Below are 15,784 nucleotides of genomic sequence, written 5' to 3' on the forward strand. Positions count from 1 at the left end.
TCACCCCTTTTGCTCAATGATTTTCATTAATGCTTTTGCTGCAAGCATAGTTCCTTCTTTTTCGTACCCTTCAACTCCAAGCATCGTTCTTATTTCACCAACCTTCACCCCCGTTTCAAACATTTTTTTGAAGAATTTTTGCGCAATTTTTTCATGTTTTTCTTTCATTTGTATTGCACCAAATGGGTTTGCAAAATATGATGTAGTTAATCCTTTTTCAGAGGTTGTTCCTTTTGCCATTCTCTTTCCTTCTGAGAATACTTTTAAGGCATCTTCATATGTTTCAAAGAACTTTATTCTTTCGCTTTCATCTTTGACTTCTGTGTAGTTATTTGCATAGAATAAAAAGTCAATTTTGATTGGGGTAATAATATCTTTATAGTTGTTGAATGGAACAATAACTCTTGCGTTAATTTTATCTGGGTTCATGAATATACTTCTATCCATTGTATGATATGCATATCCTGGTGGTAGATCATCGAGTCTAACAAATGCTCCAGTTTCAGTTCCATATGCTACAACGGAATCGTTGTATATATCTAAACTTCCCATATCATCTATTATAATATTTACTTCTGCTACTTCTTCCATTCTATTTAGTGCATCAAGTGTTTCACTTTTTCCAGCACCGCTGTCACCTACAAACATAGCTGTTGCTTTTTTTCCAGATTTTAATGTTATTTGAGCCATTGAGCCATGGATTGGAAGTTTTTCGTTATCTATCATTATCAAATTGTGAACCGTCAAGGTAGTTTTTTTCATGTATCCAAAGTAGTCATTTTCGTCTGTTCCAGGTATCACACCAACGTAGCAATTTTTGTCTTTAAAAACTACTGCATTTTTCCATTTTTCATTATAATCTGGTATTTTTTCTGGAGCAATTCCAAATATTATTATTCCGTCGGGTTTTTTATTTTTTATATCCTTTGGTGAGGCTATTTCAAACAAATTCGCAAGTCCAGCACCATGTGCAAGATATTCTTTATGTACAAAATTAAAAAACAATAATTTTCCAACGTATATTGGGATCCTAAACCATTCATTACTAGAAAGATTTATTTTGTCTAAAATATCTTTTTCCTCTATTGGAATTATTCCCTTTCTTTTGTTTGATTTTGTATAAAAAATTGCGGGTGGATCAAAAATTGCTCCCCATATTGTAGGAATGCTTTTCATCCATTTTGCACCAAAATCGTCACACTCAATATAATCGTATAAGAACATTGCTTGAGCTCCGCTTGGCAACTGTCTCATTACTTTTGGAAACTCGTTTGATATATTTGAAATTAGTTGTCTGTATAAATTTTTAATAACGGCTTTAAATTGATCGCCAATCATTGTCATTGTATATTCTATACTTGCACGCCTATTGTAGTCACTTACGTATTTTTCATGCCTTACCATAAATCTGTGTTTTGATCTCCAGAATGAGTAAAAGCCTTCGATAAATTTTTCAAGTTTTTCGGGATTTACGTAATTCATTATGTGAATTAATTCTCTAATATTTCTCATAGATAAAAGATGGAGATATTCAGATAACCTTCTAATGTCGTATTCATTTCCAAATTTGAAGGGTGAAATTGCTTCTAGGAGTGGGCTATTTTTTTCAGAGAGTATGGTTATAAATTCTTTTAAAAGTTCTTCAAATTTCCTGTGTCCCATGATTTGGCTATAATTAGTATAAATAACTGAACCATCAATGATTACAGAGCGACTCATTTTAACACCTCCATTAATAAATTGTAAAGACGTTCTTGGTTAGTTAGATACAAATATCCTACCAGAACTTCAAAACCAGTACTTTTTCTGTAGGCGGGATCATTTCCATACCTTCCGGCTCCTTTACTGTTTATACCTCTTTTTACAAATGCTTTTTCTTCTTCATTAAGTAGGGGAAGGACTTTATCTAGGAGGGTAGATTGAAATTTTCTATTTACAAGGAGTTGAGAATCTTTGTGTAAATTTTTTACACTTGTATTTTTGAAATATAACACCTTTACGAAAAGGTTGAATACTGCATCACCAAGATAAGCAAGACTATCTGTAGATAGTTCATTAACATTAAGATTAGGATGAATTTTTTCAAAAATGTTCAATTTATACGCCCCCTATTTTTAACAATTTTACCATATAATTATATTTTGTGCTAAATGTTGACTGAAAATAGAAAATATGATAAATTATATATTGTAAGGGGCCGTAGCTCAATTGGGAGAGCGCTACCATGGCACGGTAGAGGCAGTGGGTTCAAATCCCATCGGCTCCACCAGAAGGGAGGCAGAAAATGCCTCCCTTCCTTTTTTATGATATAAAAAGTGTGAAAATAAAAGAAAATATATGTTATTTGGTTTTAATTGTTGATAAATTCTAATAATCTTCAATAATTGGACTTCACAATTTTGATATTTTTGGTAAACTTAAATTAGCAGTCGATGAATAAGAGTGACAACAAAAACTTTGAAAGGGGGTACGATTATGAAGGTTATTCCATTGGGATCAAGACTTTTAATTAAGCCAATTCAGGAGGAAAAGAGAACTGAAGGAGGAATTGTTCTTCCAGATACTGCAAAAGAAAAACCTATGAAAGCAGAAATTGTTGCAGTAGGTAACTTAGAAGATGCAGACGTTGATCTTCGCGTAGGTGATAAAGTAATCTTTTCCAAATATTCAGGAACCGAAATTAAGATAGAGGAAGAAGATTACATAATAATTGATGTAGAAGATATTCTAGCAAAAATAGAAGACTAATAGGGAGGTGACACGCATGGCAAAGATGTTAAAATTCAGTGAAGAGGCAAGAAGAGCACTTGAAAGAGGTGTTGATGCAGTTGCAGATGCAGTTAAAATTACATTAGGTCCAAAAGGAAGAAACGTAGTTATTGAAAAATCTTGGGGAAGTCCAACAATTACAAATGACGGTGTTTCAATTGCTAAGGAAATTGAACTTGAAGATAAATTTGAAAATCTTGGTGCACAACTTGTTAAGGAAGTTGCAAGTAAAACAAATGATGTAGCAGGTGATGGAACAACAACAGCAACAGTTCTTGCACAAGCAATGATAAAAGAAGGAATTAAAAACGTAACAGCTGGTGCAAATCCAATCCTTGTAAAAAGGGGAATTGAAAAAGCAGTTGCAGCAGGTGTCGAAGAAATTAAGAAAATTTCAAAGAAACTTTCAAGTACAAACGATATTGCACATGTAGCATCTATCAGTGCAAACAGTGAAGAAATTGGAAAATTAATTGCAGAAGCAATGGAAAAAGTTGGAGAAGATGGAGTAATTACTGTAGAAGACAGCAAATCAATTGAGACATATGTTGAATTTACGGAAGGTATGCAATTTGATAGAGGATATGTTTCCCCTTACTTTGTAACTGATCCTGAAAAAATGGAAGTAGTTTACAATGAACCATTTATCCTCATTACCGATAGGAAACTTTCAAATATAAAACCACTTATTCCAATTCTTGAAAAAGTAGCACAAACTGGAAAACCACTTGTAATTATTGCTGAAGATGTTGAAGGTGAAGCATTAACAACACTTGTTCTTAACAAACTAAAAGGAACACTTAATACAGTAGCAGTTAAAGCACCTGGATTTGGTGACAGAAGAAAAGCTATGCTCCAAGATATTGCAATTCTTACCGGTGGTATAGTAGCAAGCGAAGAAGTAGGAATTAACTTGGAAGACTTGACATTAAACGATCTAGGAAGAGCAGATGTTGTAAGAGTTAAAAAAGACGAAACAATAATTGTTGGCGGACATGGAGACCAAGAAGAAATTAAAAAGAGAATTGCTCAAATTAAAGCACAAATTGAACAAACTACATCGGAATACGAAAAAGAAACATTACAAGAAAGAATGGCAAAACTTGCTGGTGGTGTCGCAGTAATAAAAGTTGGTGCTGCAACAGAAACCGAATTAAAAGAAAAGAAACACAGAATCGAAGACGCTCTCAGTGCTACAAGAGCAGCTGTTGAAGAAGGTATTGTTCCAGGTGGAGGAATTACATTACTTCGCGCAAGAAAAGCAGTTGAAAAAGTTGTAAATGAACTTGATGGTGATGAAAAGATTGGTGCAAAGATTGTTTACGAAGCGTTGATAGCTCCAATTAACCAAATAGCAAAGAACGCAGGTTATGATGGTGCAATTATTATCCACAAAGTACTTGAAAATGATGATCCAGCATACGGATTTGATGCATTAAAAGGTGAATACTGTAACATGTTTGAACGCGGAATTATTGACCCAGCAAAAGTTACAAGAAGTGCACTTCAAAACGCAGCATCAATTGCAAGCATGTTGTTAACAACAGAAGCACTTGTAGTTGAAAAACCAGAACCAAAGAATAACGCACCAATGCCAGAAATGCCAGAATATTAATAATCATTTTAATAGACAAATTCCCCGGAAACTTTTCCGGGGAATTTTTTTATGCTTGATTTTTTCAAACCTTTATTTTTTATTATTGACTTTTCAAATTAATATGTTATACTTAAATTAGGAAAAACTAATTAAGGAGGTAATATCATGGAAAAATTGCTTGAAGTTAGAAATTTGCATGCATCTGTGAAAGAAGAAAACTTAAAAATATTAAAAGGTGTTAATTTGGATATAGGTTATGGAGAATTACATGCTATTATGGGTCCAAACGGTTCTGGAAAATCGACTCTTGCAAACGTTATAATGGGGAATCCCAGATATAAAGTTGATTCAGGCGAAATAATTTTTGAAGGTGAAAATATTGTTGAATTAACAACTGATGAGAGAGCAAAAAAAGGTATTTTTATGACTTTTCAAAATCCATTTGAAATAGACGGTGTAAAATTCAGTAATTTTCTTTTAAGTGCGTATAGAAAAATTCATGGAGATAATGAATCTTTTGCACAACTAAATAAGCAAATAGATGAAATATTAAGTGAGCTTGTTGTTTCAGATAATTTCTTAAATAGGTTTTTGAATGTTGGATTTTCTGGTGGTGAAAAGAAAAAATCTGAAATTTTGCAAGCAAGGTTTTTAAAACCAAAGCTTTTAATTTTAGATGAAATTGATTCCGGTTTAGATGTTGATGCTTTAAGAATTGTTGCAAATCAGATTAATAAGATAAGAGAGTCTGGGACAAGTGTACTTATTATAACTCATTACAAAAGAATACTTAATTATTTAGATGTTGATAAAGTTCATGTTTATACAGATGGAAAAATTGTAAAGAGTGGAGACTTTTCATTGGCTGATGAGATAGAGAAAAATGGCTATTCTGTAATTGCGGGGTGATGACATGTTTGATATAAAACAGAATGAAGATAGGTTTAATTATATTGCTAATATTGAGCCAGAGTATAAAAGTTTACCTGGCTTGACACCAAAAATAATTGAAGAAATTTCTGAGATTAAAGGTGAGCCTAAATGGATGAGAGAACTTAGGCTTAAATCTTTGGAAATTTTTCAAAAATGGCATGATCCAAGATTTGGAGTTGATATTTCTGAATTGGATTTAAATAAGATAATTCCATATATTAAGCCAAAGGCCAATAAGCAGACAAGTTGGGAAGAAGTTCCTGAAGAAATTAAAAAGGCTTTTGATAAACTTGGAATTCCTGAAGCTGAAAGAAAATATTTTGCTGGTGTTGGAGCACAATTTGATTCTGAGATAGTGTATCAAAATATAAAGAAAGAACTTGAAAGCCTTGGTGTGATTTTTATGGATATGGAAAGTGCAGTAAGAGAATATCCGGACTTGGTAAAAGAATACTTTATGAAACTTGTTCCAGCACATGATCATAAATTTGCGGCACTACATGGCGCAATTTGGAGCGGAGGAACATTTTTGTATGTTCCAAAGGGTGTTAAAGTTCCAATGCCACTTCAAGCTTATTTTTTAATGAGTAATCCTGGTATGAGTCAGCTTGAACATACAGTTATTGTTGCTGATGAAGGCTCTGAGGTAACTTTCATTGAGGGATGTTCAGCTCCAAGATACAATGTTATAAATTTACATACAGGAATGGTTGAGATTTATGTAAAAAAAGATGCAAAAGTAAAATACATGACAATTCAAAATTGGAGTAAAAATACATATAACTTGAATACAAAACGTTCTATAGTAGAAGAAAATGGAGTGATGTCTTGGGTTTCAGGATCGCTAGGTAGTATGAAAACAATGTTGTATCCTATGACGATCCTTAAAGGAAAGGGAGCAAAAGCAGAAAGTTTAGGTATTACATATGCAGGACCAGGCCAACATATGGATACAGGCTCAAAAGTCGTACATCTTGCACCTTATACAAGTTCCACAATTGATGCAAGGAGTATCAGTGTTGGTGGCGGCTGGGCTTTTTATAGAGGACTATTAAGAATAGCGCAAGATGCTAAAAAAAGTAAATCACATGTTCAATGTACAGCATTAATGCTTGATAATAAATCAAAAAGTGATACAGTACCATTAATAGAAGTATATAATAGTGATTCTGATGTAGGTCATGAAGCTAGAATTGGAAGAATTAAAGATGAACAAATCTTTTACTTAATGACAAGAGGTTTAAGTGAAACAGAAGCTAAAAGTATGATTGTTAAAGGTTTTATTGAACCGATTGTTAGTAGTTTGCCATTTGAGTATGCCCTTGAGCTTAATAGGTTAATTGAAATGGAAATTGAATCATCAATAGGGTGAGGTGTTAGTTATGGAAAAGAATTTAGAATTATTTTTAGATAATGAAAAAGCAGTGGTAAGTGTCCCAAAACAATTTTTCGAAGGTGACTATACTGAAAAAGATTTAGAAAGAGCACTTTCAAGTATTGAAAATAAATTTGTTAGAAAGTATGTATTGGAAAAGTATAGTGAATATACAAAAATAGGTTTTCCTATATGGAAAAGGTTGAAAATTAATAGTTTAAGTTTGCCGGAGTATAAATATGAAGGGTATTTTAAAGGTGTTGAAGAAGATTTAGATTTAATAGATTTTGAAGGAACTCATAGAAAATATGTTTTGTTATCGGATATATTTTCATCTATGGGTGAATATATAAAGGTTGATAATGAAAAAGATGTAAAAGTTGAATATATTGATAGAATAACAAATGATGTGTATAAGGTTAATGGTAAGTTAGTTCTTGTAAGAATTTTGAAAACGAATAATTTTTCAAACAACACATTAAGAGTTGTGGCAGAAGATAATGCAGAAGTTGAAATTTACAACATTCATGTAAGTGAAGAAAACTCTTTTTCAGTTGACAATATTTTTATTATGGTTGAAGATAAGGTACAAGTAAAGGTTAGAGATATATATATCGGGGAAGGGAAAGTAGCAGGATATTTAGGAGTAAAAATGAATGGTAATGAAAGTAATGTAGATGTTAAACCATACTTTTTGGGAAGTAAAAGCGCAATTTTTGATCTTCAATATCTTTTAAGATTTGTAGGACTTGAAAATAAAGGTTCAATAAAAGCTGAAGGTGCACTTTCTGATGAAGCAAAAGTAGTATTTCGTGGTATACTTGATTTAAAAAGAGGTGCAAAAAATAGCGAAGCAGAAGAGATGGAAAGATGTATATTATTATCAAAAGATTCAAAAATGGAAGCTATCCCAAGTTTGTTAGTAGATGAAAATGAAGTTACTGCATCACATGCAGCAAGTTCTGCTCCACTTGATGAAGATGCAATTTTCTATTTAATGAGCAGAGGATTTAATAGAAAGGAAGCAAAAAGCTTTATATTAAATGGTATTTTTGAAAATTTAATTAATGAGCTTTCGGTATTTGGCCTTGAGGAGGTCGTAAAAAATGCTCTCAAAAAATATATTGAGTGATTTTCCTGCACTTTCAAGAACAATAAAAGGAAATCGAATTGTTTACCTTGACAGTGCTGCAAGCACATTAAAACCAAAGCCAGTAATTGATAAATTATCCAAATTTTATTTAGAAAATTATGCAAATGTCCATAGAGCAGTTCATACTCTAGCATCTGAATCGACTCAGATGCTAGAGTTTTCTAGAAAAAACTTTGCAAATTTTTTGAATTCTAGCGAACATGAGATAATTTTCACATCAGGAACAACAATGTCAATAAATCTCATAGTTGAAAGTTTAGTAAGAAGTAAGATGTTGAACGAGAATGATATAGTTTTAACAACTTTAGTGGAGCATCATGCAAATTTTGTTCCATGGGTAAGACTTTCCAAACTACATGGATTTAGAGTAGAATTTGTTGAACCTAGTTTGCGTTTTGGAACCTTAGCTATAGATGATTTTTTAAAAAAAGATATAAATCCTAAGGTTGTTGCTATTACAGGGCATTCAAATGTAACGGGGCAGTTAATTGATATAGAAAAAATTCGCAATATTTTTCCTAATTCAATATTAATAGTTGATGGAGCACAACTTATTCCGCATCAGAGGATTGATGTTAAGAGCTTAGATATTGATTTTCTTTGTTTTTCAGTCCATAAAATGCTTGGGCCAAGTGGAATTGGGGTTTTATATGGGAAAAGCCAATATTTGGAAACACTTGAACCTTTTTTGTATGGTGGTGAAATGATCGATAAGGTTAGTGTTGAAGATGTTACCTTTAATGTGCTTCCGTACAAATTTGAGGCAGGGACTCCAAATATTGGTGGAATTGTCGGTGCAAATTATGCGCTTGAATATTTAAATAATATTGGGTATGATGAGGTAAAAAAACACATTCTAGATCTTACAAAATATGCTATTGAAAAATTTAGAAATATTGAAAATGTCGAGGTTTATGGACCACTTGATGAATCTCACTGCGGTATTTTAAGTTTTAATATTAATGGAATTCATCCACATGATGTTGCACATCTTTTGGATGAAAAATTTGGAGTGGCAATAAGGAGCGGTCATCATTGTGCACAACCTTTAATGAATGTTTTAAAGTCACAAAGTAGACTGTCTCAATTTCCAAACAGTACATGTAGAGCAAGTTTTTATATATACAACACATATGAAGACATAAATATATTAATAGAAGGTATAAAAAGGATAAAGGAGTGGTTTGATGTATAATGAATTAATCATGGACTATTCTAAACTTAAAAAGTATAAAGGAAAGATTGAAGATGCAACTAAAGTGGAAGAGGGTAAAAATCTTTCTTGTGGTGATGAAATAACTTTATATTTAAAAATTGAAAATGAGCGAATAGTTGATGCAAAATTTGAAGGGATTGGGTGTGCAATTAGTCAAGCTTCTGCTAACTTGATGATAGAAAATATTATTAATAAATCAATTGATGAGGTAAAAATATTGATAGATAATGTATATAAAATGACACGTGGAGAAGAATACGACAAATCGGTTTTAGGATTGATAGAGGAGCTCAAAAGTATTAAAGACTATCCAATGAGAATTAAATGTTTTTTACTTGCATGGAAAACTTTAGAACTTTCATTTAAATAAGTTGTAACAAATATATAATTTTAATCCATTTTAATTGAAAAAGAATATTTTCTTGAAATTTATAATTTTTATGATATAAGTTTAGTAAAAGTGATAATCAAAGTTTATCACTTTGTTTTTTTGGTGAGGTGAAAAGATGCCTATCGAGAAAAAGTTATTGAATCTTGTTTTATTTTTTCTATTAGTTTTAGATTTTCCTGCACTTCTTTTTTCATATTATGTATTTTCAGGATTAAAAAATTATCCTGTAATTAATCTTTTACTTGGTTATATTCTCGCTGTTGCTACATTTGGTGCATTAGTAGTTGTTCTTATATATAAAAATGTAAAAAATGCAAAACAAGGAAAAGGCTTTAACGTTCCTTATTACTCTACTATTGTGCTATTTTTTGGAAACTTTATTGCAGCAACAATAGTGGGTTTAATTGCATCTAAAATGGCAGAGCTTCCAAGCGAAACTTTGGCATTAAGATTAAATGGTGCATTTGCAATAAATATGAACATAATAGCATTATTTATTTTTGCTTACTCAAAGATTGTTAATTTTGATGAAATAAAGCATTTATTTAATAAGTTTAAAATTAGTGCTAATTTGAAAATTATTATTTCTGTTTTATCGATTACTCTCTGGATTGGGCCTATAATTATAAGATATCTTTATTCGAAAGGAATTTTGGATCAACATAACAGTTGGAATGCAACATATATTAGTTTATTATTGAATGTTATTTTAGCTTTTACGATATATTTGGTTATTAAATATATTTTAAAACCAGTTGAAGAACTTAATAATAGTATGCAAAGTTATGGCCAAGGTGATTTTACAAGAAAAATTAACATTTCATCTTTAGATGAATTTAAAGAAATTTCTTTGAATCTAGAAAATATGGTTAATGAAATTTCAAATATAATAAGGGAATTTAAAGGTACGATATATAAATCTAAAGATGTAACTGAATTTGCAAATAAGAATTTTGAAAAACTGATTTCTTCAATTGAAGAGACTAGAAATAGTACAATTGAGCAAACAAAATCTGTTGAGAAAATAAGTGCTGCTGTTGAAGAAATTACTGCAAGTCTTGAAGAGTTATCAAACCAAGCAGCAACTTTAAACAATACAGCATCCGATACCTTAGAAATTAACGAAAAACTATTAAATACTACAAATCTTGGAAAGGAAAATCTTGAAAAAGTAAAGAATGCAAATAGCAGGGTAGTTTCAAAGTATCATGGACTAGATGAAAAAATATCTAAGCTTCTTGATTTTACACAAAATATTGGAGAAATAGTAAATACTATACGTAATATAGCAGAACAAACAAATCTTCTTGCACTAAACGCAGCAATTGAGGCGGCTCGTGCTGGTGAGGCAGGAAAAGGTTTTGCGGTAGTTGCTGATGAAATTAGAAAGCTTGCTGAAGAAACAAAAGGTGCTACAGATGTAATAACAAAAACTATTCAAGAGATAACAAAAAGTTCTGATGTGATTAAAGATGAAACAGATCAAGTGAAGGAAGAAATAGAAAAATCACAAGAAGAGATAGAAAAATTGGCAAGTGTATTGGATGAAATTTTAGAGTCGTTTAATAAACTCTCTTCTATTGTTGATGTTCTAGCAGCACATTCTCAAGAGCAAAATGCATCTGTAGAAGAAATGTCTAGTGCAGCAAATGAGGTTTTAAACCAGGTCAATAATGTGTATAAGTTATCAGAAGATGTGCAGAAATTTTCAGAGGAAGATAAAGAAATTGCAAATATTTTGTACAGTAATATTTCAAGTTTAACTGAAATGATATTTAAGTTAAATCAAGAAATCAAAAAATTCAAATTTGAATAGTTGATAAAAATTATTAGGATGATATAATATTTTTGAAAATGTCCTCGGGGCAGGGTGAAATTCCCGACCGGCGGTGAAAGCCCGCGAGCCCTTAATGGGGTTGATCCGGTGGAATTCCGGAGCCGACGGTAAAAGTCCGGATGGGAGAGGGCAAGCATAAATGAATACGTTTATGCTTTTTTCCTCTCCCTCCTGAAAAAGGAGGGATTTATTTTGGAAAAATTCATGAAACTTGCACTAAAGCTTGCAAAGAAAGGTACAGGAAGAGTATCTCCAAATCCATTAGTTGGTGCTGTTATCGTAAAAGATGGTAAGATTATTAGCACGGGATATCACAAAAGATACGGTGATTTTCATGCTGAAAGAAACGCTATTTTAAATGCAAAAACTTCTCTTGAAGGAAGTACTTTGTTTGTAAACCTTGAACCTTGTTGCCACCATGGTAAAACCCCACCTTGTACTGATTTAATTATAAAGTCTAAAATTTCTCAAGTTTTTATTTCCATCCTAGATCCAAATCCTTTAGTAAATGGTAAAGGTGTTGATATTTTAAGAAAAAATGGAATAAAAGTTCATGTAGGGCTTCTTGAAAAAGAAGCAAGTTATCTTAATAGGGTTTTTATAAAGTTCATTACTAAAAAGACACCTTATGTAGCTTTAAAAGCTGCAATGACTCTTGATGGATTTATCTGCGATAACTTGGGGAAGTCTAAGTGGATAACAAAAAATAATTTTAATATTTCACATAATTTACGTAATTTTTTTACTGCAATAATGGTTGGGGCAAATACAGTGTTAAAAGATAATCCACAACTTACTTGTAGAAATGGTGGCAGAAATCCAATCAGAATAATTTTGGATTATGAAGGAAAACTTGCGGGGAAAAATTTTAATGTTTTTGATGAACAATCTAGAACAATTATTTTTTCAAGTAGATGTGAGAAATACAATGGATTTGAATGCTATCCTGAAACCCGCCCTGAGGATATTTTAGAAAGGTTATATAGATTAAATATTGACTCAGTTTTGATTGAAGGAGGTGCTAGTGTAATATCTCAATTTTATGATTTTTCTGATGAACTACACCTTTTTTATGCTCCAAAAATTTTTGGAAGAGGGCTTTCTGCATTTTCAGGGTTTGAAAAATACATTGATGAAGAGTTTGATTTGAAGATTAAAAAAATAAGACGATTAAAAAATGAGTTTTATTTGGAGGTAATAAAAAATGTTTACGGGAATTATTGAATATGTAGCTAAGGATTTTAAAATTGTTGGAAATACACTGGAGATTAAGCTGCCTTTTTCATGTAATGTTGGCGATAGTGTGGCTGTAAATGGTATATGCCTGACGGTAAAAGAAGTAAAAGGGGATGTTTACTATTTTGATTTGGGATATGAAACTATTGAAAAAACGAATATAAGAAAAGCTAAATACTTAAATATAGAGCGAGCTTTAAAGGTTGGAGATAGATTGAATGGGCATTTTGTTCTTGGACATGTTGATGGTGTGATAACTTTTCTTGAAAGAAAAGCAATGAATTCTGGAATTTTATATAAATTTTCAATGCCTAAAGAAAATTATGCGATAAAGAGAAAAGGTTCTATTTCATTAAATGGTATTAGTTTAACTATTGCTAATGTCTCTCTTGATACGTTTGAGGTTCAAGTTATTCCTTTTACAAATGAAAATACAAATTTAAAGTATTTAAAAACCGGAGATATTGTAAATTATGAAATTGATGTATTTGCAAGATATAGGGGGTGAATTTATTGAAGCCTTATATTTTAATTGATAAAAAGAATGAATTAGAAGGTGATTTTTTTATTCCAGCTCAAATTTGTGATGAAAAAATTTTAAACTTTATTATTGAAAAAGGTAAAGGGCTTTTATGCGTTAGTGCTCATGAAGATGATCTATTAAAAAGAGGCTTTTTTAAATTACCTTCTAATGGTTCCAAAACAAATTTTTTTATTACGGTAGACTATGGAAAAGGTACAGGAATATCTATTAGTGAAAGGTGTAACACAATACAAAAAATTTCAGAAGGGCTAAGTATTAAAGATTTTGTTTATCCAGGGCATGTAAATGTGCTAGGTGCAAAGGAAAAGCGATGGGGACATACGGAAGCTTCGGTGTTTTTTTCTGAGCATCTTGGGTATAAACCTTACGGTGTAATTATTGAGATCTTAAATAGTAATGGTGATTCACATGATTTTGAATATATTTTAGAGCTTTCAAAAAAGTACAAATTGGAAATAATTGATATAGAAGATTTGTACAAGGAATATGTAAAAAAGAGATTTTCTATTGATACATCAGTTAAACTTCCAACGGCAATTGATGAAGATTTTGACATTTATACTTTTAAGAATCCATATGATTCTAGAGAACATATTGCAATTGTAAAAAGGCCATTTAAAGAATCAATTCCTTATTTAAGAATTCATTCTGAATGTGCCACCGGTGATATTTTTCATTCACTTCGTTGTGATTGTGGAGAGCAGCTAGAAAATTCATTGAAAATCATTTCTAAAAAAGGTGGTGTGTTAATTTATCTTCGACAAGAAGGAAGAGGAATAGGTTTAAATAATAAGGTAAAAGCTTATAAATTGCAAGATGAAGGATATGATACAGTGGAAGCAAATTTAAAGCTGGGATTTAAAGATGATGAAAGGGATTATTTTGCAGCATATTTAATACTTAAAGCTTTGAAAATAAATGAAGTTAAGATTTTAACTAACAATCCGAAAAAATATGAAGATTTGAAAAGATATGGGATAAAAATTAAAGAAATAGTTAGTATTTATGGAAAGGTTAATAAGTATAACAAAAAGTATCTTTTTACAAAGGCAAAAAAGATGAAGCATAATTTAAAATTGGAAGGAGTGGAATAATGATTTTAGAGGGTCAATACCAAAATTGTGAGGATTTAAAAATAGGTATTGTTGTTTCAAGATTTAATAGTCAAATTACTGAAATGTTGCTAAATGGAGCACTTGATTGTCTTAAAAGACATGGAGTCAAGAATACTGAAATCATAAAGGTACCTGGAAGTATGGAAATTGGGTTTGTATTAAAAAAACTTGTGAACTTAGACTATGATGCTCTTATTGCACTAGGTGCTATTATAAGAGGGGAAACGTATCATTTTGAAGTTGTTTCAAATGAGATATCAAAAGCTGTTATGCAGTTAAATTTAGAAGGGAAAGTACCAATTTCATTTGGTGTTGTTACTGCAGATACTTTAGAACAAGCAATTAATCGTGCAGGTGCAAAAATGGGGAATAAAGGTTTTGAAGCTGCTATGGTTGCACTTGAAATGGCCAATATAAATAGAAAGATAAATTCAATAAAAAGTACTTGACCAAATTTATAATTGTGGTATAATAATTTACGCGAGCCGAGGTGGTGGAATTGGCAGACACGCATGGTTGAGGGCCATGTGAGCATCAGCGCTCGTGCGGGTTCAAGTCCCGCCCTCGGCACCAGGTCCCGAATGCGGGACCTTTTTTTTGAACTTCGGTCTTTTAAAACAGGTCAAATATATACGGGGGCGAACTGGTTTCGACGGGGATGAAATTCCCCAAGAAGCGAGCCGAGGTTTCCGGGTTCCTCGTAAAAAAAACTCGGGAAAAAGATAAGTGCCAACGAAGAATTAGCATTAGCAGCTTAATTTAAAAAGCTGCCGTCCTACCAGGGTTTGACCGGGGCTCTGGCTAGGGCGTGACATAACCGGTCTAGCGGCTTTGGATTTGCCTTTCGTCCAAAGTCGCGAAATCTTAGAAAGGCTTGGGTTTGGAAAGCCTGTCCGTGGGCGTTCCAAATCCGAAATTTAAAACACGGACTGCGCTCGGAGAAGCTTGGGGGATTTTGTCTTCGGACGCGGGTTCGATTCCCGCCGCCTCCACCAGATTAATTATTAAAGACTTGTTCGATTATAAACCTATCAATCTTTGTTCTTCCAATCCTTTTTGCCTTCTGTATTGTATTATCTACCTTTTTAAAGTTTACATTTAATTCCTCCTGAATTTCAGCATATGAATAACCATCTAACCACATTTCAAAAATATCTATTTCCACGTCTTTTAAATGTTTGACAATTGTTTCCTTAATTATATCTATGAATATTTTTTTGGGTATATTTGTTGATTTGTCTTGGAGTGAGTAATCGGCTTGTTCTCCACTTTCTTCTTCATCAAAAACATCTATACTTGATGAATCTGAAAGGATTTTATTTTTCTTTCTATTTAAATAAGTAATAAATGTTTGAACTTCCCCCTCTATACTTTTCCAGGCAAATGAGTTAAAAGAACTTTTTTCATTATCAAAATAAAAAACTGCCTTAATTAATCCAATAAGGCCATTTTGGACGATGTCTTCAAATTCAGCCCATGGTGCATAATATTTTGATGAAATTCTAATGACCATTGGATAATACTTTTCAATTATGAGTTCTAATGCTTCTTTTAATCCACTTTGGGCTAGCTCAACTAGTTTTTCTATTCTTTTTCCCCTAAGGTTGTACTTTATCAT

At 31.9% G+C, this 15,784-nt stretch carries 15 protein-coding genes, 2 tRNA genes, 1 other RNA gene and 1 riboswitch; of the genes, 15 read left to right on the forward strand and 3 right to left on the reverse strand.

All coding sequences use genetic code 11. From position 1 onward, the window contains the following. Both OB7_RS01515 and OB7_RS01520 read right to left on the reverse strand, forming a co-directional pair. Positions 1–1,719 (reverse strand): phosphoenolpyruvate carboxykinase (ATP), encoded by a 1,719-nt coding sequence (locus OB7_RS01515; RefSeq protein ID WP_114702327.1) that lies wholly within the window; start codon positions 1,717–1,719, stop codon positions 1–3. Then, on the reverse strand, positions 1,716–2,096 hold the full coding sequence (locus tag OB7_RS01520; protein WP_004103853.1) for a Mini-ribonuclease 3: 381 nt from the start codon (positions 2,094–2,096) through the stop codon (positions 1,716–1,718). The genes OB7_RS01515 and OB7_RS01520 overlap by 4 nt, the downstream gene beginning before the upstream one ends. Positions 2,097–2,193: 97 nt before the next feature. Between OB7_RS01520 and OB7_RS01525 the strand changes: the two genes are divergently transcribed. From OB7_RS01525 to ssrA, 15 genes are all read left to right on the forward strand, one after another. Then, a tRNA-Ala gene (locus OB7_RS01525) sits at positions 2,194–2,269 on the forward strand. Between the two features lie 206 nt (positions 2,270–2,475). Continuing rightward, the gene (gene groES, locus OB7_RS01530; protein ID WP_114702328.1) at positions 2,476–2,748 is read left to right on the forward strand and encodes a co-chaperone GroES; all 273 of its coding nucleotides are present in this window, start codon (positions 2,476–2,478) and stop codon (positions 2,746–2,748) included. 16 nt (positions 2,749–2,764) lie between these two features. Then, a complete protein-coding gene (groL, locus tag OB7_RS01535) occupies positions 2,765–4,384 on the forward strand; it encodes a chaperonin GroEL (protein WP_012579459.1) in 1,620 nt (539 codons plus the stop codon). Positions 4,385–4,531: 147 nt separating this feature from the next. Further along, positions 4,532–5,275, forward strand: coding sequence for a Fe-S cluster assembly ATPase SufC (gene sufC, locus OB7_RS01540; RefSeq protein WP_114702329.1), 744 nt, complete (start codon positions 4,532–4,534; stop codon positions 5,273–5,275). A gap of 4 nt (positions 5,276–5,279) precedes the next feature. Continuing rightward, a complete protein-coding gene (sufB, locus tag OB7_RS01545) occupies positions 5,280–6,671 on the forward strand; it encodes a Fe-S cluster assembly protein SufB (protein ID WP_004103837.1) in 1,392 nt (463 codons plus the stop codon). A 10-nt stretch (positions 6,672–6,681) separates the two neighbouring features. Next, positions 6,682–7,806, forward strand: coding sequence for a SufD family Fe-S cluster assembly protein (locus OB7_RS01550; protein ID WP_004103836.1), 1,125 nt, complete (start codon positions 6,682–6,684; stop codon positions 7,804–7,806). Beyond that, complete coding sequence (locus OB7_RS01555) at positions 7,781–9,022, forward strand: SufS family cysteine desulfurase (protein WP_004103835.1); 1,242 nt, start codon at positions 7,781–7,783, stop codon at positions 9,020–9,022. The genes OB7_RS01550 and OB7_RS01555 overlap by 26 nt, the downstream gene beginning before the upstream one ends. Next, a complete protein-coding gene (gene sufU, locus OB7_RS01560) occupies positions 9,015–9,413 on the forward strand; it encodes a Fe-S cluster assembly sulfur transfer protein SufU (RefSeq protein ID WP_004103834.1) in 399 nt (132 codons plus the stop codon). The genes OB7_RS01555 and sufU overlap by 8 nt, the downstream gene beginning before the upstream one ends. 136 nt (positions 9,414–9,549) lie before the next feature. Then, the gene (locus OB7_RS01565; protein ID WP_114702330.1) at positions 9,550–11,250 is read left to right on the forward strand and encodes a methyl-accepting chemotaxis protein; all 1,701 of its coding nucleotides are present in this window, start codon (positions 9,550–9,552) and stop codon (positions 11,248–11,250) included. A 36-nt stretch (positions 11,251–11,286) separates the two neighbouring features. Further along, a riboswitch (FMN riboswitch) is annotated at positions 11,287–11,406 on the forward strand. 57 nt (positions 11,407–11,463) lie between these two features. Then, the gene (gene ribD / locus OB7_RS01570) at positions 11,464–12,495 is read left to right on the forward strand and encodes a bifunctional diaminohydroxyphosphoribosylaminopyrimidine deaminase/5-amino-6-(5-phosphoribosylamino)uracil reductase RibD (RefSeq protein WP_114702331.1); all 1,032 of its coding nucleotides are present in this window, start codon (positions 11,464–11,466) and stop codon (positions 12,493–12,495) included. Next, the gene (locus OB7_RS01575; protein ID WP_114702332.1) at positions 12,476–13,015 is read left to right on the forward strand and encodes a riboflavin synthase; all 540 of its coding nucleotides are present in this window, start codon (positions 12,476–12,478) and stop codon (positions 13,013–13,015) included. The genes ribD and OB7_RS01575 overlap by 20 nt, the downstream gene beginning before the upstream one ends. Before the next feature lie 5 nt (positions 13,016–13,020). Further along, positions 13,021–14,145, forward strand: a complete 1,125-nt coding sequence (locus tag OB7_RS01580; RefSeq protein ID WP_114702333.1) for a bifunctional 3,4-dihydroxy-2-butanone-4-phosphate synthase/GTP cyclohydrolase II — start codon at positions 13,021–13,023, stop codon at positions 14,143–14,145. Beyond that, positions 14,142–14,615 (forward strand): 6,7-dimethyl-8-ribityllumazine synthase, encoded by a 474-nt coding sequence (gene ribH / locus OB7_RS01585; RefSeq protein ID WP_193330475.1) that lies wholly within the window; start codon positions 14,142–14,144, stop codon positions 14,613–14,615. The genes OB7_RS01580 and ribH overlap by 4 nt, the downstream gene beginning before the upstream one ends. Positions 14,616–14,650: 35 nt before the next feature. After that, positions 14,651–14,739 (forward strand) — tRNA-Leu (locus OB7_RS01590). A 61-nt stretch (positions 14,740–14,800) separates the two neighbouring features. After that, positions 14,801–15,161, forward strand: a transfer-messenger RNA (tmRNA) gene (ssrA, locus tag OB7_RS01595). 2 nt (positions 15,162–15,163) lie between these two features. Here the strand turns inward: ssrA and OB7_RS01600 are convergent. Continuing rightward, positions 15,164–15,784 carry a sigma-70 family RNA polymerase sigma factor gene (locus OB7_RS01600; protein ID WP_012579449.1) on the reverse strand — a complete coding sequence of 207 codons (621 nt, stop codon included), beginning with the start codon at positions 15,782–15,784 and terminating at the stop codon, positions 15,164–15,166.

Source organism: Thermosipho africanus Ob7, from assembly GCF_003351105.1.
GTDB lineage: Bacteria > Thermotogota > Thermotogae > Thermotogales > Fervidobacteriaceae > Thermosipho > Thermosipho africanus.

Excerpts from the sequence above, each read along its gene's own strand:
- OB7_RS01515 (WP_114702327.1), bottom strand. The coding sequence starts at position 1,719 with ATGAGTCGCTCTGTAATCATTGATGGTTCAGTTATTTATACTAATTAT.
- groES (WP_114702328.1), top strand. The coding sequence starts at position 2,476 with ATGAAGGTTATTCCATTGGGATCAAGACTTTTAATTAAGCCAATTCAG.
- groL (WP_012579459.1), top strand. The coding sequence starts at position 2,765 with ATGGCAAAGATGTTAAAATTCAGTGAAGAGGCAAGAAGAGCACTTGAA.
- sufC (WP_114702329.1), top strand. The coding sequence starts at position 4,532 with ATGGAAAAATTGCTTGAAGTTAGAAATTTGCATGCATCTGTGAAAGAA.
- sufB (WP_004103837.1), top strand. The coding sequence starts at position 5,280 with ATGTTTGATATAAAACAGAATGAAGATAGGTTTAATTATATTGCTAAT.
- OB7_RS01550 (WP_004103836.1), top strand. The coding sequence starts at position 6,682 with ATGGAAAAGAATTTAGAATTATTTTTAGATAATGAAAAAGCAGTGGTA.
- OB7_RS01555 (WP_004103835.1), top strand. The coding sequence starts at position 7,781 with ATGCTCTCAAAAAATATATTGAGTGATTTTCCTGCACTTTCAAGAACA.
- sufU (WP_004103834.1), top strand. The coding sequence starts at position 9,015 with ATGTATAATGAATTAATCATGGACTATTCTAAACTTAAAAAGTATAAA.
- OB7_RS01565 (WP_114702330.1), top strand. The coding sequence starts at position 9,550 with ATGCCTATCGAGAAAAAGTTATTGAATCTTGTTTTATTTTTTCTATTA.
- OB7_RS01575 (WP_114702332.1), top strand. The coding sequence starts at position 12,476 with ATGTTTACGGGAATTATTGAATATGTAGCTAAGGATTTTAAAATTGTT.
- OB7_RS01600 (WP_012579449.1), bottom strand. The coding sequence starts at position 15,784 with ATGATAAAGTACAACCTTAGGGGAAAAAGAATAGAAAAACTAGTTGAG.